This is a genomic window from Halomonas sp., from assembly GCF_034520545.1.
Taxonomy (GTDB): Bacteria; Pseudomonadota; Gammaproteobacteria; order Pseudomonadales; family Halomonadaceae; genus Halomonas.
Map to the genome: position 1 here is coordinate 412,605 of NZ_JAXHNN010000009.1, position 18,598 is coordinate 431,202.

Here is an 18,598-nt window from a genome sequence, read left to right on the forward strand (position 1 = left end):
GCCTACCCCTCGCGCTGCTCCAGCCCCAGCGCCCAGAGCAGGAAAGCATCCTGGCGGGCGTTGTCATGCCAGGCCTTGAAGCGTCCCGAGGCTCCGCCGTGGCCGGCGGCCATGTCGGTCCGCAGGAGGATGGGGCGGCCCTCCGCCGGGCGGCGATCCGCGGGGCGGCCCTCCGTCGGGCGGCGATCCGCGGGGCGGCCTTCCGGAGGCCGGTCTTCCTCGGCTTGCTCACTTCCCAGCCCCTTGAGGCGCGCATAGAGCTTGGCGGGTTCCCAGTAGGGTACCCGGGTGTCGTGCCAGCTGCCCTGAAGGAATACCGCTGGCCAGGGCTGTGTCGAAAGATTGTCCAGCGGTGAGTAGTCGCGGATGCGCTGTCGCGCCTCGGGTTCGCGGGGGTCGCCCCACTCGGTGTACTCCGCGGTGGTGAGAGGCAGGTCAGGATTCTCCATGGTGCGTAGCACGTCGACGAAGGGTACGTCGAGCACGGCAGCACAGAAGGCCTCCGGGGCCAGGTTGAGGCTGGCGCTGACCAGCAGCCCCCCGGCACTGGCGCCATAGGCCGCAATGCGCTCGCCGTCGCTGAAGCCCTTGTCGACCAGGGCGTCGCGGGCGGCGAGGAAGTCGTGGAAGCTGTTCGCCTTGTGCTCGAGCTTGCCGGCCAGGTACCAGGGCTCGCCGCGATCGCCGCCGCCACGCACGTGCGCCACCGCAAAGGCCGCCCCGCGTGCCAGCAGTTCCAGTCGGGCGACCGAAAACCAGGGGTCGAGCACCTCGCCGTAAGCGCCGTAGCCGTAGAGCAAAGTGGGTAGCGGGTGACCGGCCAGGTTGGCTCGCATCACTATCGAGACGGGTACCCGTTCACCGTCGTGGGAGGTCGCCCAGAGCCGCTCGCAGACAAGCTGCTCGGGCTTCAGGTCCCCATGGATGGGCTGCTGCTTGAGCAGACGCCGCTGGCCAGTGTCGAGGTCATGCTCGAGCCAGGTCACCGGCAGGATGAAGGATTCCTCGCGCAGGCGCAGGCGCCGCGTGTCGAAGTGGGGCGCGTCGCCCAGTGCCAGGCTGCAGGGCAGCTCCGGCAACGGCAGTCGCTCGTCGCGAGTGATGGCATGGTCGGCATCCAGCTCGAGGACGCGCAGGTGCACCTGGGCCTCGTGGTGGTCGCGCTCGGTGATCACCAGCCCCCAATCGAAGGCGTCGACGCCCTCCAGGGTGTCGTCGTCGCGATGGGCAATCATCGGTTGCCAGTCATTCGCGGAGTCCGACTCCCCCAACCGCGCTTCCGCCAACACGTCCAGCCGAAAGTGGGTGGCCTCGCGATTGTGCAGTACGTAGAAGTGGCCCGGGCGGTGGTCCAGAGCGTACTCCACGCCGTTTTGCCGAGGACGGAAGCAGCGCGGCGCGGTCGTGGGTGCACGAGCCGGAATCAGGTAGCTTTCGCTGGTGTCCTTGGAAGCGCTCTCCAGGATCAGCCACTCACGGGAGCGGGTCTTGCCGAGGCCCAGCCAGAATTCGGGATCCTCCTCGCGCAGCACCAGCGCAGGCTCGCCGGCGCTGCCGTCGTCCATGACCAAGCGCCAGATGCTCTCCGGACGCTGGGTGGCGTCATAGCGGGTGAAGAGCAGGGTCACGTTGTCCTCGGCCCAGCCGATCTCGGGGCCGATCTCCTCGAGCAGCACCCTGGGCTCACCGTTGGGCAGGTGTTTGAGGTAGAGCCTGTAGGTCTCGTCGCCGCGGGTGTCCTCGGTCCAGGCCAGCCAGGCCTCGTCCGGGGAAAGCGCCATGTCACCCACCTCGAGGAAGTCGTGCTCGCGGGCCCTGGCCTGCAGGTCGAGGAAGCATTCCGCGGCGTCGGGGTCGTCATTGGGATGACGCCACCAGACCGGATAGTCGGCATCCACCGCCGTCTCGCTCCATACCGTGTAATGATCCAGCGGGGTCCTCAATCCGTGGACGGCGAGTTCGCGGCGGGCCAGGTGGCCGTGGTAGAGGCGCTCGACCAGATCGTCGAGGGGAGCGAACCAATGGCGAGACTCTTGATTGGCGGCCTCCAGGAAGTCGCTGACCTCCGGGTCATCGCGGTTCTCCAGCCAGTGCCATGCCGGGTCGTCGGCGTGGCGGAAGCGGTTGACTGGATCGACGCTAGTCGTCTCGGGGGCCTGGTCACGTGGCGGCTGTGCTTTCATTGCGCGAGATGTACCATACTCAGTGTATTTACAAGAACGTGCGTCTTGGACGCACAAGTCGCGAGGTCGTGATGCTGATTTCGGATTCGATATCCCTACTATGGCTGGTCTATTTCGTATTGTCGCTGGTCGTGCTGCTGACCGGCTACCTGGGGTTGGCCTTCCTGCCGCGGCTACCGCGGCTGGTGTTCACCTGGCTGGTGGCCGGCGTGATGTGGATGCCGGCCCATTTTCGCCTGCCGCTGCTGGAGGAGGGCGAGTTCTACTCCGGCTTCGCCCCGGCGGTGGTGGTGGCGGCCATGGCCTTCCTCGAGGGCAACGCCGCGAGTTACGTGCCATCCGCACTGCTGGTCGCGGTGGGGGCCGGGCTGGGATTTCTGGTGGGGCTACTGCTGTGGTGGCGCGACCGTCATCGCAACACTCTCGATGACGATGACTACGTGGACATGGATGACAAGGCACCCATCGGCTCTCGCCGCGGTGGCCCGGACGAGCGCCAGGAGCCGGTCATCGGCTGAATCTTTCGCTAATACTCGGTTAACAAGGAGCCCCAATGCGCGGGCTTGGCATGGAAAGGTCTCGCAGCCGGCTGATCTGGACGCTGGCGCTCGGCTGTGCCCTGTGGCTGTGGGCGACGAGCTCGACCCTGGCACAGCTCGGCGCAGAGGGGCATCCGGACGTCCGTGTGGTGGTCGATGTCTCCGGCAGCATGAAGGAGAACGATCCCGAACGTCTGGCGCTCAGTGCCCTGGACATGCTCGTGGCGCTGCTACCGAATGGCGCCACGGCGGGGGTCTGGACCTTCGGCCAGACGGTCGACAACCCTCTGCCGCTCGATGAGGTAGATGCGGCCTGGCGCGAGCGGGCTCTGGACCTGCCGCCCGCCCTGCAGGAGTATCAGCAGTACACTGATATCGAAATGGCCCTGCGCGAAGCCTCAAGGGCCGAAGCCAATGGCTGGCGCCACCTGGTACTGGTGACTGATGGCGTGATCGACCTCCCGCCGTCTCGTGGAGCCAAGCCCGACACCGACCGTGCCTCGCGGGCGAGACTGGTGGACGAGCTGGCCACCGAGTTGGCCAACCAGGGCGTTGCTATCCATGCCATCGCCTTTTCCGACCAGGCCGACCTGGCTCTGGTGGAGCGATTGGCTCAATCCACCGGGGGGCTAGCGACGCTCGTGGAAAATCCCGAGAGCCTGCTGGGCGCCTTCCTCGACATCATCGAGCGTATCTTTCCCGCCGATCAGGTGCCGTTGGATGCGGGGCGCTTCGCCATCGACGATGAAGTGGAAACTTTCTCGGCGCTGGTCTTCCATGAGCCCGACGACGGACCCCTGACACTGGTCGCCCCGGACGGCACGCGCTACCGGGCCGACGAGGCGCCGGATACCATTCGTTGGCAGGTGGAGCCTCGCTTCGACCTGATCAGGGTTCCCGATCCCCAGCTTGGTGAGTGGCGTCTGGAAGGGCCGGTGGGCGAGGGCAGTCGCATCAATGTCGCTTCCCCGCTGCACCTGCGCACCGCCAATATGCCGGCCACTCTTTATCTAGGCTTCGAGGTCCCGCTGGAAGCCTGGGTCGAGCGCGACGGTGATCCCCTCGGCGAGAGAGGCGAGGAACTCAGCCTGTCTGTCTCACTGCAGGACGCCGAGGGGGCGGTACAGTCACGGGTCACGCTGCAGGCCGAGGCGGGACGTTTCCGTGGTCGCCTGCCGGCGCCGGCCCTGATCGGCAATGCGCATCTGGTGATACGTGCCGAGGGAGAGACGTTCCAACGCCAACGGGTGCAGGCGGTGAACGTGCTGCCGGCCATCGGCGCGGTGTATCGGCCCAGCGACGGGCGAGTGGTCCTGACCGCGGAGCATCCCCGTTTGAATCGTGAAAACACCGAGATCCATGGCGAGCTGCAAGGGGAGCGTCTCGAGGCCCGAACAGTCGGGGCCTCGCGCTGGCATCTCGACCTGCCTGAGCTCGACGAGGCACTGAGTCGACCAATGTTGCTCAACGCCACCATCGAGCTGGATGGCGAAACCCGCGAACTTGCCCTGCCGCGCCTGATGCTCAACTCCGAGGGCCGCGTCGGCATCGACCTGGCGGATGTAGGCGGGACGAGCCTCTCCACCGAGCGCCTAGATGACGGAGGCCAGAGGGGTAGCTCAGCGTCGCCTGCCGAGACATCGGCCGACCGCTTCGTCGCCTGGGTCAATCGCCTGCCCGAGAAGGCGCATGCCCTCTGGCAGGCGGGAGCGCCCGGCCTGCAGGGGGCATGGGAGGAATATCGCCGTGATCCGCGCCTTTGGGGTGCCGTCGCGGCCGTGGCGATGATTGTGTTGCTGTGGCTGGTGGCCAGCCTGATCCGGCGTCGTCGTGTGCGACGCCCCGTGCACCGGGAGGAACCCCATGTGTGAGCTGCTGGGCATGAGTGCCAATGTGCCCACCGATATCTGCTTCAGCTTTACCGGCTTTCTGCACCGTGGCGGTGGCACCGGGCCACATCGCGATGGCTGGGGCATCGCCTTCTACGAGGAGGGCGGCTATCGTGATTTCCGCGACCCGCACCCCTCGGTGCACTCACCCATCGCGCGGCTGATCTGCGATTATCCGATCAAGTCGAAGATTGTGATCAGCCATATTCGACAGGCCAATGTCGGCCAGGTGCGCCTGGCCAATACCCATCCCTTCGTCCGCGAGATGTGGGGACGCCCCTGGTGCTATGCCCACAATGGCCAGCTCACCGATTGGCAGGCCTTGCCACACTCCTTCTACCGCCCGGTGGGAACCACCGACAGCGAGCATGCCTTCTGCTGGCTTCTCGGTGAACTGCGCGGCGCCTTTCCTGAACCGCCGGAAGATGACGGCCAGCGCCATGCCCTTTGGCGGACCCTTCACGGTCTCTGCGAACGACTTCGCGGCCTGGGGGTTTTCAATCTGCTGCTGGCCGATGGCGAATACCTCTACACTTTCTGTTCCACCAAGCTGGCACACATCACGCGGCGGGCGCCCTTCGGACGGGCGAGCCTCTCGGATGCCGAGTTGGCGGTCAATTTCGCCGAGCACACCACGCCCGACGATGTGGTCTCGGTGATTGCCACAGAGCCGCTCACCGACAACGAGGCGTGGGTGCGCATGGCGCCCGGCGAGCTTCTGGTCTGGCAGGGCGGCGTGATACAGGCGCGATTTAAAACGTAAGTTTCAATCGTATGTTTTACAGTTGTGAAACCGCTGGTATAAGGTAGAGGCACAAAACAACAAGTCCGCTGATGACATCAGCCGCAGCGTGGAGACTACCCATGAGCGAGAACGCCAAGCCCGCCATCCTGACCGGCCAGACCCTGGAGGGACTCGACGATTATGCCTCGGTGATGGATGTCTTCCACTCATCCGTGGCGCGTTTTGCCGACAAGCCGGCGTTCAGTTGCATGGGGCGGGTGCTGACCTATGCCGAGCTCGATCGCCTCTCTGCTGACTTTGCCGCCTGGCTGCAGCATGAGACCACCCTGCAACCTGGGGACCAAATCGCCATTCAACTGCCCAACGTGCTGCAGTTCCCGGTGGCGGTCTTCGGTGCCCTGCGGGCCGGGCTGGTAGTGGTCAATACCAACCCGCTCTATACCGAGCGAGAAATGGTCCACCAGTTCAAGGACTCAGGCGTTCGGGCCATCGTCATCCTGGCCAATATGGCCGACAAGCTCGAACGGATTCTCGAGCGTACCGATATCCAGCATGTGGTGGTCACCGAGCTGGGTGACCTTCACGGCTTCCCGAAGCGCCAGTTGATCAATGCCGTGGTCAAGCACGTCAAGAAGATGGTGCCGGCCTACTCGTTGCCCGGTGCCACACCGATGCGAGAGGCCTTGCGCGCCGGTGCCGGGCGTCGCTATCAGGATGTCTCGCGCGGTCCGGACGACATCGCCGCGCTGCAGTACACCGGCGGTACCACGGGGTGGGCCAAGGGTGCCATGCTGACCCACCGCAACCTGGTGGCCAACATGCTCCAGGCCCGCCAGGCCATCGGCCCGGCCCTGACCGACGGCGCCGAGACCATCATCGCGCCGCTACCCGTCTATCATATCTATACTTTCACGGTGAACTGCCTGTTCATGATGGAGACCGGCAATCACTCGGTGCTGATCACCAACCCTCGCGACCTCGATGGCTTCGTCAAGACCCTCAAGGGCGTCTCCTTTACCGGCTTCATCGGGCTCAATACCCTCTTCAACGCCCTGTGCAACCGCGAAGACTTCCGCCGTCTCGACTTCTCCCGGCTACATCTGACGATCTCTGGCGGCATGGCCCTGACCCGCGCCGCTGCGCAGCGCTGGGAGGAGATCACTGGCTGTCCGGTTGCCGAGGGCTACGGTCTGACCGAGACCTCGCCCATCGTCAGCTTCAATCCTGTGGACGCCATCCAGCTTGGCACCATTGGCAAGCCAGTGGCCGGCACTGAGGTCAAGGTGCTGGATGCCGATGGCCAGCATGCGCCCCTCGACGCTGCCGGAGAGCTCTGCGTCAGGGGGCCCCAGGTGATGAAGGGGTACTGGAACCGGGACGAGGAAACCGCCAGGTCGATCGACGACGAGGGTTGGTTCCGTACCGGCGACATTGCCGTGCTCCAGTCGGATGGCTATATCCGCATCGTCGACCGCAAGAAGGACATGATCCTGGTCTCCGGCTTCAACGTGTACCCCAACGAGATCGAGGACGTAGTGGCCGGTCATCCTGGCGTGATCGAGTCCGCCGCCGTTGGCGTGTTCGATGAGGCAAGCGGCGAGGCGATCAAGTTGTTCGTTGTCGCCCGGGACGAGAGCCTCGATGCCGAGTCCCTGCGAGCCTGGTGCAAGAAGGATCTCTCCGGCTACAAGGTGCCCCGGTACGTGGAGTTTCGCGACGAGCTGCCCAAGACGAACGTGGGGAAGGTGTTGCGACGCCAGCTACGTGACGAGGAGCGCGAGAAAACCGATGGATGACCCCGGGAGCCACGCTGCCACCGTCAGTAGGAAGCGCGAGAGTCGATAGTTGTCATGTTGCAGCCTGATCAAAAGCCACTCTATTGATGGTCGCGATTAGGCGCCATCGTGACCTCGGCGTTACAATGCATTGCCCGCTCCGGGAGTCCCGGGCGGGCTGTTTTGTATGATGATCGAGACCCGGAGAATACCGTAGAGACCGTGACCACCGAGACCCGCCAGCCCCCCGCCACGTCTACCCAGGATGCCGTCGAACTCGAGGCCCTGAGCCGCGACCTGGCTGATGCCCTGCGGCGTGATGTCCCGACTCTGGACAAGCGACTGCGCGGGTTGCGCCGTCGCCTCAGGGAGGGCAAGCCCGTGGATCGCGGACTCGCCGAGGTGCGTCGCGCCCTCGAGCGTTCCCGGCAGCAGGTGGAACGTCGCCGCGCGAAGCCGGTGGCTCTCGAGTACCCGCCCTCCTTGCCGGTAGCGGAGCGTCGAGAGGATATCCTTGAGGCCTTGCGCGAGCACCAGGTGGTGGTCGTGGCCGGCGAGACCGGCTCGGGCAAGACAACTCAGCTGCCCAAGATCTGCCTGGAACTGGGCCTGGGGCGCCGTGGGCTGATCGGTCACACCCAGCCGCGGCGCCTGGCCGCGCGTTCGGTTGCCAGCCGTCTTGCCGAGGAGCTCCAGGTGCCGGTGGGCGAGCAGGTGGGCTACCAGGTGCGCTTCACCGACCAGAGCAGCGACGACACCCTGGTAAAGCTGATGACCGACGGTATCCTGCTCGCCGAGACCCGTCACGATCCGGATCTGATGCGCTACGAGGCGATCATCATCGATGAGGCCCACGAGCGTAGCCTCAACATCGATTTCCTGCTCGGCTACCTCAAGCGCCTCACGGCGCGGCGTCCTGACCTCAAGGTGATCATCACCTCGGCGACCATCGACGTGGCGCGCTTCGCCGAGCACTTCGGGCGCTCGGACGATCAGGGGCGGTTCCAGCCCGCGCCTGTGGTGGAGGTCTCTGGGCGCACCTACCCGGTGGAAGTGCGCTATCGCCCGCTGGTTCGCGATGACGACGACGAAGAGGATCGCACTCTGCAGGAGGGGATCCTGCATGCCGTGGAGGAGATCGAGCAGGTCGAGCGGGACAAGCGCTGGTTCCATGGCCCACGCGATATCCTGGTGTTTCTGCCAGGTGAGCGCGAGATCCGCGAGACCGCCGATACCCTGCGTCGTGCCGACCTCAAGGGTACCGAGATCCTGCCGCTCTACGCGCGGCTCTCCAATGCCGAGCAGAATCGTGTCTTCGCGCCCCACGCGGGGCGTCGCATCGTGCTCTCCACCAACGTGGCGGAGACCTCGCTCACCGTGCCGGGCATCCGCTACGTCATCGATCCGGGCCTGGTGCGCCTCAGCCGCTACAGCTACAGGGCCAAAATCCAGCGCCTGCCGGTAGAGCCGGTCAGCCAGGCCAGTGCCAACCAGCGCAAGGGGCGCTGCGGCCGCGTGGCCGAGGGGGTCTGTATCCGTCTCTATGACGAGGAGGACTTCCTCGCCCGGCCCGAGTTCACCGACCCTGAGATCCGCCGCACCAACCTGGCCTCGGTGATCCTCTCGATGCTGTCGCTGAAGCTCGGTGACATCGAGGCATTCCCTTTCGTCGATCCGCCGGATTCGCGCTTCGTCACCGATGGCTTCCGGCTGCTCTTCGAGCTGGGTGCAGTAGACGCGGACAACCGTCTGACCCCGCTGGGGCGCAAGCTGGCGCGGCTACCCATCGACCCGCGCCTGGCACGCATGGTGCTGGCCGGCGCCGAGCAGGGTGGGCTTCGCGAGGTGCTGATCGTTGTTGCCGGTCTGGCGGTGCAGGACCCCCGCGACCGGCCGGCCGACAAGCGCCAGGCCGCCGACCAGGCGCACCGACGCTGGCAGGATCCGGACTCCGATTTCGTGGCCCTGCTCAACCTCTGGAATGGCTTCGAGGCCGCCCGTGAAGAGCTCTCCGGCAATCGGCTACGGCGCTGGTGCAAGGACCATTATCTCAATTACCTGCGCCTGCGCGAGTGGCATGACACCTTCCGCCAGCTGCGCCAGTTGTTGCGCGACATGGAGATCGAAGTGCCCCCGCCGGCCCCGCGGCCTGCCGCCGATGCTCCGGAAATGGACGACAAGGCCCGCCGCGAAGCCCATCGCAACAGCGGCGTGGCCCTGCACAAGGCACTGCTCCCCGGGCTGCTCTCTCACCTGGGGCTGCTCACCGAGAATCGCGAGTACCTGGGAGCACGCAACCGCAAGTTCCTGATCCACCCGGGGTCGGGGCTGGCCAAGAAGTCCCCCAAGTGGCTGATGGCCTTTGAGTTGGTCGAGACCAGCAAACTCTTCGCGCGCACCGTGGCCAGGATCGAACCCCAGTGGATCGAACCGCTGGCCGGCCACCTGGTGAAACGCTCCTATGCCGAGCCGCATTGGGAGATGAAGCGCGCTCAGGTGGTCGCCACCGAACAGGTCACCCTCTTCGGACTGCCGATCGTCGCCGGACGCAAGGTCCACTATGGCCCCATCGCCCCGCAGGAGTCCCGGGAGATTTTCATCCGCCGGGCACTGGTGGAGGGCGAATTTCGCACCAAGGGCGAATTCTTCGCGCACAACCGGGCGCTGGTGGAGGAGGTCGAGGACCTCGAGGATCGCGCCCGCAAGCGCGATATCCTGGTCGATGAGGAGACCCTGTTCGCCTTCTACGACGAGCGCATCCCCGCGGACATCATCAACGGCAAGGGCTTCGAGGCCTGGCGCCGGAAGGCCGAACGCGAGAACCCCGACATCCTGAAGTTTGACCGCGCTGCCCTGCTGGCGCGGGAGGCGGGGGAGATCACCGAGGCCGACTACCCCGACGAGCTGATGCTGGGGGGCGTGCGCTATCCGCTCAGCTACCATTTCGAGCCCGGTGCCGTGGATGACGGCGTGACGCTGACCGTGCCGGCGGCCATGCTCCCCCAGCTGCCCCTGGCGCGGCTCGAGTGGTTGGTTCCCGGCCTGTTGCGCGAGAAGTGCATCGCGCTGATGAAGTCGCTGCCCAAGTCGGTGCGCCGCCAGGTGGTGCCGATTCCCGACTGGGTCGACGCCGCCCTCGAGACCATGACCCCGGACGACATGCCGCTCACCGAGGCGCTGGGCGAGTTCCTGCGCCGCCGCACCGGGGTGCGCGTGCATCCCGATGACTGGCGGTTCGATCAGTTGGAACCGCATCTGGTGATGAACCTGCGCGTGGTCGACCACCAGGGCCGGACCCTGGGACAGGGCCGCGACGCTCGTGAACTGGAGCGTCGCTTCGAGGCCGCCGCGGGGGAGGGCGCACGGGCCCTGGCCGCACAGGCCAGCAGCGAAGGTGAGCTCGAGGCCCTGCCCGAGTCGCCCTTGCCCGAGTCCCGGGTCACCACCCAGGCCGGCATCCGGGTGGAGGCTTACCCGGCCCTGGTGCCCGTCAAGGATGCCTTCCGGGTCGAGCTCTTCGACCATCCCGACAAGGCCCGTGAGGCCCATCGCCGTGGTGTGGTACGAGCGGCCATGGAACGTCTGCCTGACCAGGTGAGGGCTATCGAGCGCCTGAAGGGGCTCGAGACCTGTGCGCTGCTGTTCGCCAAGGTGGGCAGCAAACGACAGCTCATCGAAGATGTGGTAGCAGCGGTGTTCTGCCAGGTGGTGGCCACCGACCCGCTGCCACGGTCGCGAGACGAACTGGAACAGCGCCTCGAGGCGCAGCGCGACGAACTGCTTCCTCGTGCGGAGACCCTGGTGGCTACCCTGGAGCAAGCACTCAAGGGTCACCTGGCCGTGACCAAGGCGCTAAAGGGACAACTGAACCTGGCCCTGGCACTGGTCTACAGTGACCTCAAGGCCCAGATGCAGCGACTGGTGCATCCCGGTTTCGTCAGCGAGGCCGGGGAGTGGCTCGAGGAGTACCCCCGGTACATGGAAGCGGCGCTGATTCGCCTGGAGAAAGCGCCGCGGGAACGCATGCGGGACCAGATGCACATGCAGGAGGTCCAGGATTTCGAGGCACGACTTGCCGCGCGTCGCGAGAGCGAGCGGCGCGGCGGTGTAGAGGATCCGGCCCTGTTGGAGTTCGGCTGGTGGATCGAAGAGCTGCGGGTCTCGCTCTTCGCCCAGCAGTTGGGCACGAAGTTTCCGGTTTCCACCAAGCGTCTCGAGAAGCGCTGGACAGAACTCACAGGGAGAACAGCATGAGCCAAGTGGTGATCACCGGAACCGGCCTCTTCACCCCGGAGCATGCCATCGACAATGCGGCCCTGGTGGCCTCGTTCAACGCCTGGGTGGACGCCGAGAACGCGCGCCATGGCGATGCCATCGCCGCCGGCGAGCGCGAGCCGCTGCCGCACTCCAGCACCGAGTTCATCGTCAAGGCCTCGGGCATCCACAGCCGTTACGTGCTCGACGCCGAGGGCATACTCGATCCTGAGCGCATGCGGCCCCGGCTGCCGGAGCGCGGCAATGACGAGCCCTCCATCCAGTGCGAGATGGGCCTGGCCGCGGCGGGTGAGGCCCTGGGCCAGGCAGGGGTCGAGGCCGAGGATATCGAGCTGGTCATCGTCGCTTGCTCCAATCTGGAGCGGCCCTATCCGGCCGTCGCGGTGGAACTCCAGGAGGCGCTTGGCGCGGGCGGCTACGCCTTTGATATGAACGTCGCCTGCAGTTCGGCGACCTTCGCCATCGAGGTTGCCGCCAATGCCATCCGCGCCGGCAGCATCACGCGTGCGCTGGTGGTCGACCCGGAGATCTGCTCGGCACACCTCAACTTCCGGGATCGCGACAGCCACTTCATCTTCGGTGATGCCTGTACCGCCATTGTGCTGGAAAGTGACGCCGTAGCCACGGCCGACGCCCGCTTCGAAATCCTCGGTACGCGCCTGGTGACGCGCTTCTCCAACGCCATTCGCAACAACGCCGGCTTCCTCAACCGGGTCTCCGACAGCGATCCCCAGGCCTTCGACAAGCTTTTCGTCCAGGAGGGCCGGCGGGTCTTCAAGGAGGTATGTCCTCTGGTGGCGGCGCTGATCACCGATCACCTGGCGAGTCTCGAACTTGGCGGTGACGACCTGTCGCGGCTCTGGCTGCATCAGGCCAATCGCCACATGAATGACCTCATCGCCCGGCGTGTACTGGGCCATGACCCGAATCCCCAACAGGCACCGATCATCCTCGATCGCTATGCCAATACCAGCTCGGCAGGTTCGATCATCGCCTTCCACCTGCATCGGGACGACCTGCCGAGCGGCGCGCTCGGGGTGGTCTGTTCCTTCGGCGCGGGATACAGTGCCGGCAGCGTGGTGGTGCGTCGTCAATGAGCGTCACGACAGGCAATCGCTGGGAGGCGAGAAACTGATGAAACAGGTTCTGACAAGATGGATCGGGCGTGGAGCACTGGCGGTGTCGCTGGTGGCCACGGCGGGCTGTGCCGCCAGCGGCGAAGTGCGGGAACGAAATCCCGACGACCCCTGGGAGGGCTTTAACCGCAAGGTGTTCGCCTTCAATGATGTGATCGACCGCTATGCGCTGAAGCCGGTGGCCAAGGGCTATCGCTTTATTACCCCGGATCCGGTGGAGACTGGTGTCGGCAACTTCTTTTCCAACCTGGGGGAGCCGCGCACCGCGCTCAATAGCCTGCTGCAGGGCAAGGGTACCAATGCCGGTGTGGCTACTGGACGTTTCCTGGTCAACACCACCGTCGGCATCGGCGGTCTGTTCGACGTCGCCTCGCGGATGGAGATCATCGGTCGCGAGGAGGATTTCGGACAGACGCTTGCTGTCTGGGGGGCGGGAGAGGGCGCCTACCTGGTGCTGCCGCTGCTCGGCCCGAGCACAATTCGCGATACCGCCGGCCTGCCGGCCGACATGGTGACCTATCCCACCACCTACGTGGAAGATGACGAGGTGCGCTTAGGGCTCACCGCCTTGAGGGTGATCGATACCCGTGCCGGACTGCTCGATCAGGAAAAGATGATTCGCGGAGATCGCTATAGTTTCATTCGCGACGCATACCTGCAGCGGCGTCGCTTCGAGGTCAACGATGGCGAGATGGGTGAGGACCCCTTCGCCAGCGACGAGTTCGACTTCGATGATGCGGATTTCGATGACGCCTTCGCCGATTGAGGCCATGACAGCATGCCACCAGCCAAGCAATTGATCGGGGTGATCGATGTGTCGGGGCCTGAGCGTGATGCCCTGGCCGAGACCATCGCCCGTGACGGCCTGGCGGTGTATGCCGCCGACAGCATCGAGGGATTGCCCCCGGAAACCGCTTTCATCGTGGCTCACTCACGGGCGGTGCCCAGCGCCGATTGGACACGGCTCGCTGAACGCCTGCCGACCCTGGTGGTCAGCGACGAGCGCCAGGATGCCGATCTTCTGCGCGCGGTCGATGCCGGCCTGGTGGACTACATCATCGACCCGTTGCGCCATGGGTCCCTGCTGCGGCGTATGATCGGCAAGGCCATCGAGGTGCATTGTCTGGCCGCGGAGCGTGAGCATGATCGCGCCCGCCTGACACAGCTCAACGAAGACCTGGAGGAACTCAACGAGAGCCTCGAGACCCACCTGGCGATGCTGCGCCTCGACCAGCAGGCCGGCGGACAGATCCAGCGCAAGCTGCTACCTCAGCGGCCACAGACCCTGAATGACGTCATCTACGACTACTGGCTGGCGCCCTCGCTCTACCTGTCCGGGGATTTTCTCGATTTCCAGGCCTTCGACGAACGCTACAGCCTGTTCTATTTTGCCGATGTTTCGGGGCACGGCGCCTCCTCGGCTTTCGTCACCGTGCTGCTGAAGTATCTCTCCAATCACTGGCAGCACGAGTGGGACGGCGAGCATCCTGAAGCCTTGGCGCCGCGCTGGCTGGCGGCGCTCAATCGCGAACTGCTGGATGCCGGCATCGGCAAGCATGCGACCCTGTTCGTCGGGGTCATTGACCATCAACGACGTTATCTCCACTATTCGCTGGGCGCTCAGCTCCCCATGCCGCTGCTGGTGAGCGACGGCAAGGTGACACCGCTGCCCGGTGAGGGCATGCCGGTCGGTCTCTTTCCGGGGGTCGACTACCCTTGGCTGGGCTGCGAGCTGCCGGAGAACTTCCGGTTGTGGCTATGTTCGGATGGGATACTGGAGTGTCTTCCGGGCGACACGCTTGATATGCGGCTCAGGGAACTCGAGCGGCGGGTTCTGGCCAGCGAGACGCTGGAGGACCTACGTGGCAGCCTTGCACTGGGAGAAATGGCGGACGATGATGAAATCGTTGCCGAGAATGCCCCAGGGCATGAGGAACTGCCAGACGACCTGACGATCATGATGTTGAGCGGATTTGGCAATGATAAACCATGAAGGCCGCCTCAAGGCGGCGTTCGATTCCGGGGTCTTCGTCCTCAAGCTGTGTGGAGACGTGCGTCTGACGCTGTCTGCCACCCTGGACCGACAGGCCCGGCAGCTGGCCGAAACGCCGGGGCTCGAGACGCTGATCATCGACCTGCGTGACACCACCAATGTGGACTCCACCGCCCTGGGCTTCCTCGCCAAGGTGGCCATGGCGGTGCAGGGCCGGGTCACCGAGCCACCAACTATTATTGCCGACAACCCCGATGTCCGGCGGATGCTCGACGTGATGGGATTCTCGCGCATCTTCACCCTGGTGGAGACGCCAATCACCGAGACACGCGAGCTTTGCGATCTTCCCGAGATTCCCACCGACGTCGAGGAAACCCGCCAGCGGGTCCTCGAGGCGCACCGTATTCTGATGCGCCTGAGTGAGCACAACCGCGAGGAGTTCCAGCCTCTCGTCGAGATGCTCGAGGCCCAGGAGGCCGCCTCGCACAACCACTGACCCCGGCCTTGGTTGCTTACTCCTTCCTCAGCTTTCCCAGCAGCGTTTCCAGTTTGCGCTGATCGTTCATGAACTTGCGTATGCCCTCCGCCAGTTTTTCGGTGGCCATGGCATCCTCGTTCATTTCCCAGCGGAATTCGGCCTCTTCCTGGGGCTCCGGGGCGCGGGTCTCGGCATCCATCGGCACGAGCCGGCGCTCCAGGTTGCCGGTGGTGTCGGCCAGCTCTTCCAGCAGCTTGGGCGAGATGGTAAGACGGTCGCAGCCGGCCAGGGCGATGATCTCGCCGACATTGCGGAAGCTCGCGCCCATCACGATGGTGTCGTAGCCATGCCCCTTGAAGTGTTCGTAGATACGCCTGACGGACTGCACGCCGGGGTCGCGATCGCCGCTGAAATCGGCATCGGGCTCCTGTGCCTTGTGCCAGTCGAGAATTCGACCGACGAAGGGAGAGACCAGCGTGACGCCGGCGTCCGCACAGGCGCGAGCCTGGGCGAAACCGAACAGCAGGGTGAGGTTGGTGTGGATGCCTTCGCGCTCGAGGATCCGGGCGGCGCGAATGCCTTCCCAGGTAGATGCCACCTTGATCAGGATGCGCTCCGGACCGACGCCGTGGCGCGCGTAGCGCTCGATCAGCGAGCGGGCCCTGGCCAGGGTGGCGTCGGTATCGAAGGACAGGCGGGCACTCACCTCGGTGGAGACATAGCCCGGTATCAGGGCACTGACTTCACTGCCGATCTCCACGGCCACCGCGTCCAGGGCATCGTCGATGTCGGTGGCATGGCGGGCGATCTCGGCCAGTCGCGCGCGGCGTGATTCATGCTGGGCTGCCTGGAGGATCAGCGATGGGTTGGTGGTGGCATCGGTAGGCTGGAAGCGTCGAATCGTCTCGAGGTCACCGGTATCGGCGACCACGGTTGTCATGGTCTTGAGTTGTGAAAGCAGGTCATCTGCCATGTCGGGATCCCTCCGTTTGTCGTCGGGCCACTCTAGCAAGGAAGGGGTGGCCGAATACAGATGGTCGAGGCAGCGACCGGGGTTTGGGGTATCATTAGCTCTCTACCTTTTGCCGCGTGCTGCCTTGGAGGCGCCTTGACCCTGAACCCTCGACGCGTGGCGCTGCTGGTGGCCGCCAATACGGCCCTGGCGCCCTTCGCCATCGATGCCTACCTGCCGGCCATGGCGGCGATCGCCGGACACATCGGGGCCAGCATCCATCATACGGAGCTGTCGCTCTCGAGCTTTCTGGCAGGCTTCGCCCTCGGGCAGCTGGTGTTCGGCCCGGTTTCCGATCGGGTAGGGCGCAAGCCGGTGCTGCTCGGTGGACTGGTGGTCTTCCTGTTGGCCAGCTTGGTGATCACCACGGTGGCTTCTCTTGGTGAGTTGCTTACCTGGCGTTTCGTCCAGGCGTTGGGCGGCGGCGCGACCGTCGTCAACTCGGCGGCCATCGTCCGCGACTGCTTCGAGGGCCGTGAAGCCGCCAAGGTGATGTCGACCATGGCGATCATCATGTTGATGGCGCCGCTGGTGGCGCCGGTGGTGGGTAGCGGGCTGCTCTATCTCGCCGGCTGGTGGCTGATATTTGTCTTCCTTGCCGTCTACGCCGGTTTCTTGATGTGGCTGCTGGGCACCCGGTTGCCCGAGACGCGACCGCCGGGTCGATCATCGGCCACGCCGTCCAGAGTGCTGGCCAACTACGTCAGTGTGTTTCGCGATCGTCGCGCCATGGGCTTCATCGCCGCTGCCTCGATGTCCTTTGCCGGGCTCTTCGCCTTCATCACCGCCTCGCCGTTTCTCTATCTCGAACACTTCGACCTGACGCCATCGCTCTATCCGCTAGTCTTCGGTATCAACGTAGTGGCCATGGTGGCCGCAAACCGCCTCAACATTCGTCTGCTGAGGTGGCGCACGCCTTTGCAGAATCTGCGTCTGGGGCTGGGCATCCAGCTGGCCGCTGGCCTCGGGCTGGTGTTCATGGTGGCCAGCGGGCTGGAGTCACTTGCCACCATGGTGCCGCTGATCGTGCTCTTTGCCGGCACCATCGGCCTGATTGCCCCCAACGCCATCACCTCGTTGCTCGACCGCTTCCATCACATGAGTGCCACCGCGGCCGCTCTGCAGGGCAGCCTGCAGTTCTCCAGCGGCGCCCTGGCCGGGGTGCTGGTGGGCGCTTTCGAGGTGGACAGCGCCTGGCCAGTGGTGAGCACCATGCTCGGCGCCTCGTTGCTGGCCAACCTCGGTATCCGCGTTCTGGCGGGCCGCGGCGAACAGGCTTGAGGGTTGTGAATTCTCCTTTGCCCCCGCGCGAGAAATTCGTTCATTCTGTCATGAAGCTGTCATTATCATTGCGGCAGGATAGGCATCGCGGAGGTGGCTCACTGTGCTCAGCACCACGTTGATCCCGGGTTCTGGCTGGTACGGGGCTGTCACGAAGCTGTCATCTTTCTGGGGCAAGCTATGTAACACAACGGTTGCATGCTGTACGTCAATAAGAGACCGCTTTACGAACCGCAAACCTGAAAGCGCTGAACGCAAACTGGAGAGAAGCATGAAAAAACATCTTTTGATCGGTGCCGTCCTTGCCGGCTCGATGACTGCCCAGAGTGCCTATGCCGTGGATACCGTCCAGGTTGACGGCTCAAGTACCGTTTTCCCGATTTCTGAGGCAATGGCCGAAGAGTTCGGTAAGAAGCATCGCGGCGACATTCGGGTGACTGTAGGCCTGTCCGGCACCGGTGGCGGCTTCAAGAAATTCTGTCGCGGTGAAACCGACATCACCGGCGCTTCCCGTCCGATCCGTCCGGGTGAGCTTGAACAGTGTAAGAAGAACGGCATCGAGTTCATCGAATTGCCGATCGCCATGGATGCCTTGAGTGTAGTAGTTAACCCGGAAAACGACTGGGTGGACTATCTGACTGTGGCAGAGCTCAAGAAAATGTGGGAGCCGGAAGCTCAGGGTGAGATCACCAACTGGAACCAGATTCGCGAGGGCTTCCCGGATCGTGATTTGAACCTCTACGGCGCAGGCACAGACTCAGGCACCTACGACTACTTTACCGCTGCCATTGTGGGTGAAGAGCATTCCAGTCGTGGCGATTTTACCGCCAGTGAAGACGACAACGTGCTCGTACAGGGTGTTGCCAACGATCAAGAAGCCTTGGGTTTCTTCGGCCTGGCCTACTATCTGGAGAACGAGAACAAGCTGAAAGGGGTTCCGATCTCCTGGAAAGGCAGTGAGCCGGTCATGCCGAGCATGCAGACCGCCGGCGATGCGGAATATCAGCCGCTGACCCGTCCGCTCTACTACTACGCCAACAAGGCGTCCGTAGAGGAAAAGGACTACGTTGAAAAGTTCCTTCTGTTCATCTACCGCGACGTAAACAAGGAGCTGATCAGCGAGGTTGGCTATGTGCCTAACGGCCAGCGTGTTCGTGCAGCAGCTCTGCGGGTCCTGAATGATCGCGAAGTTGGCACGGCTTACCAGGGCTCTGAGGTAGGTGTTGATGTGGTCGAAACACTGAACCGCAAAAAGCACTACTGATTAGGCTCATTGAAAGTCAGCAGAGGCG

The 18,598-nt window shown here is 64.4% G+C and carries 13 protein-coding genes; 11 read left to right on the forward strand and 2 right to left on the reverse strand.

Annotated features, from left to right (window positions below):
- Positions 1-2 precede the first annotated feature (2 nt).
- On the reverse strand, positions 3-2,183 hold the full coding sequence (locus U5L98_RS06950) for a S9 family peptidase (protein ID WP_322557593.1): 2,181 nt from the start codon (positions 2,181-2,183) through the stop codon (positions 3-5).
- Positions 2,184-2,254: 71 nt separating this feature from the next.
- Between U5L98_RS06950 and U5L98_RS06955 the strand changes: the two genes are divergently transcribed.
- The 9 genes from U5L98_RS06955 to U5L98_RS06995 all read left to right on the forward strand — a co-directional run bounded on the left by U5L98_RS06955 (position 2,255) and on the right by U5L98_RS06995 (position 15,031).
- Positions 2,255-2,701: a hypothetical protein gene (locus tag U5L98_RS06955; RefSeq protein ID WP_322557594.1), complete on the forward strand. Its 447-nt coding sequence runs from the start codon at positions 2,255-2,257 to the stop codon at positions 2,699-2,701.
- Between the two features lie 35 nt (positions 2,702-2,736).
- Complete coding sequence (locus U5L98_RS06960) at positions 2,737-4,593, forward strand: vWA domain-containing protein (RefSeq protein ID WP_322557595.1); 1,857 nt, start codon at positions 2,737-2,739, stop codon at positions 4,591-4,593.
- The gene (locus U5L98_RS06965) at positions 4,586-5,374 is read left to right on the forward strand and encodes a class II glutamine amidotransferase (protein WP_322557596.1); all 789 of its coding nucleotides are present in this window, start codon (positions 4,586-4,588) and stop codon (positions 5,372-5,374) included. Before U5L98_RS06960 ends, U5L98_RS06965 begins: the two co-directional genes overlap by 8 nt.
- Positions 5,375-5,475: 101 nt before the next feature.
- On the forward strand, positions 5,476-7,152 hold the full coding sequence (locus U5L98_RS06970; RefSeq protein WP_322557597.1) for an AMP-binding protein: 1,677 nt from the start codon (positions 5,476-5,478) through the stop codon (positions 7,150-7,152).
- Between the two features lie 201 nt (positions 7,153-7,353).
- Entirely contained in the window at positions 7,354-11,385 is a 4,032-nt protein-coding gene (hrpA, locus tag U5L98_RS06975; RefSeq protein WP_416208184.1) for an ATP-dependent RNA helicase HrpA, read from the forward strand.
- Entirely contained in the window at positions 11,382-12,503 is a 1,122-nt protein-coding gene (locus tag U5L98_RS06980; RefSeq protein ID WP_322557598.1) for a beta-ketoacyl-ACP synthase III, read from the forward strand. Before hrpA ends, U5L98_RS06980 begins: the two co-directional genes overlap by 4 nt.
- A 37-nt stretch (positions 12,504-12,540) precedes the next feature.
- Entirely contained in the window at positions 12,541-13,308 is a 768-nt protein-coding gene (locus U5L98_RS06985; protein ID WP_322557599.1) for a VacJ family lipoprotein, read from the forward strand.
- A 12-nt stretch (positions 13,309-13,320) separates the two neighbouring features.
- Positions 13,321-14,535, forward strand: a complete 1,215-nt coding sequence (locus U5L98_RS06990; protein ID WP_322557600.1) for a PP2C family protein-serine/threonine phosphatase — start codon at positions 13,321-13,323, stop codon at positions 14,533-14,535.
- Positions 14,522-15,031 carry an STAS domain-containing protein gene (locus tag U5L98_RS06995; RefSeq protein WP_322557601.1) on the forward strand — a complete coding sequence of 170 codons (510 nt, stop codon included), beginning with the start codon at positions 14,522-14,524 and terminating at the stop codon, positions 15,029-15,031. Before U5L98_RS06990 ends, U5L98_RS06995 begins: the two co-directional genes overlap by 14 nt.
- A 16-nt stretch (positions 15,032-15,047) precedes the next feature.
- On the opposite strand, the gene tal is transcribed toward U5L98_RS06995, so the two are convergent.
- A complete protein-coding gene (gene tal, locus U5L98_RS07000; RefSeq protein WP_322557602.1) occupies positions 15,048-15,986 on the reverse strand; it encodes a transaldolase in 939 nt (312 codons plus the stop codon).
- Between the two features lie 135 nt (positions 15,987-16,121).
- Here tal and U5L98_RS07005 point away from each other — a divergent pair, with 135 nt between their 5' ends.
- Together U5L98_RS07005 and U5L98_RS07010 are read left to right on the forward strand one after the other, a co-directional pair.
- The gene (locus U5L98_RS07005; protein WP_322557603.1) at positions 16,122-17,306 is read left to right on the forward strand and encodes a Bcr/CflA family multidrug efflux MFS transporter; all 1,185 of its coding nucleotides are present in this window, start codon (positions 16,122-16,124) and stop codon (positions 17,304-17,306) included.
- A gap of 271 nt (positions 17,307-17,577) precedes the next feature.
- Complete coding sequence (locus U5L98_RS07010; protein ID WP_322557604.1) at positions 17,578-18,570, forward strand: PstS family phosphate ABC transporter substrate-binding protein; 993 nt, start codon at positions 17,578-17,580, stop codon at positions 18,568-18,570.
- Positions 18,571-18,598 lie beyond the last annotated feature (28 nt).

Bases quoted from the DNA above. Each gene is read 5' to 3' on its own strand.
- U5L98_RS06950 (WP_322557593.1), bottom strand. From the start codon at position 2,183: ATGAAAGCACAGCCGCCACGTGACCAGGCCCCCGAGACGACTAGCGTC.
- U5L98_RS06955 (WP_322557594.1), top strand. From the start codon at position 2,255: ATGCTGATTTCGGATTCGATATCCCTACTATGGCTGGTCTATTTCGTA.
- U5L98_RS06960 (WP_322557595.1), top strand. From the start codon at position 2,737: ATGCGCGGGCTTGGCATGGAAAGGTCTCGCAGCCGGCTGATCTGGACG.
- U5L98_RS06965 (WP_322557596.1), top strand. From the start codon at position 4,586: ATGTGTGAGCTGCTGGGCATGAGTGCCAATGTGCCCACCGATATCTGC.
- U5L98_RS06970 (WP_322557597.1), top strand. From the start codon at position 5,476: ATGAGCGAGAACGCCAAGCCCGCCATCCTGACCGGCCAGACCCTGGAG.
- U5L98_RS06980 (WP_322557598.1), top strand. From the start codon at position 11,382: ATGAGCCAAGTGGTGATCACCGGAACCGGCCTCTTCACCCCGGAGCAT.
- U5L98_RS06985 (WP_322557599.1), top strand. From the start codon at position 12,541: ATGAAACAGGTTCTGACAAGATGGATCGGGCGTGGAGCACTGGCGGTG.
- U5L98_RS06990 (WP_322557600.1), top strand. From the start codon at position 13,321: ATGCCACCAGCCAAGCAATTGATCGGGGTGATCGATGTGTCGGGGCCT.
- U5L98_RS06995 (WP_322557601.1), top strand. From the start codon at position 14,522: ATGATAAACCATGAAGGCCGCCTCAAGGCGGCGTTCGATTCCGGGGTC.
- tal (WP_322557602.1), bottom strand. From the start codon at position 15,986: ATGGCAGATGACCTGCTTTCACAACTCAAGACCATGACAACCGTGGTC.
- U5L98_RS07010 (WP_322557604.1), top strand. From the start codon at position 17,578: ATGAAAAAACATCTTTTGATCGGTGCCGTCCTTGCCGGCTCGATGACT.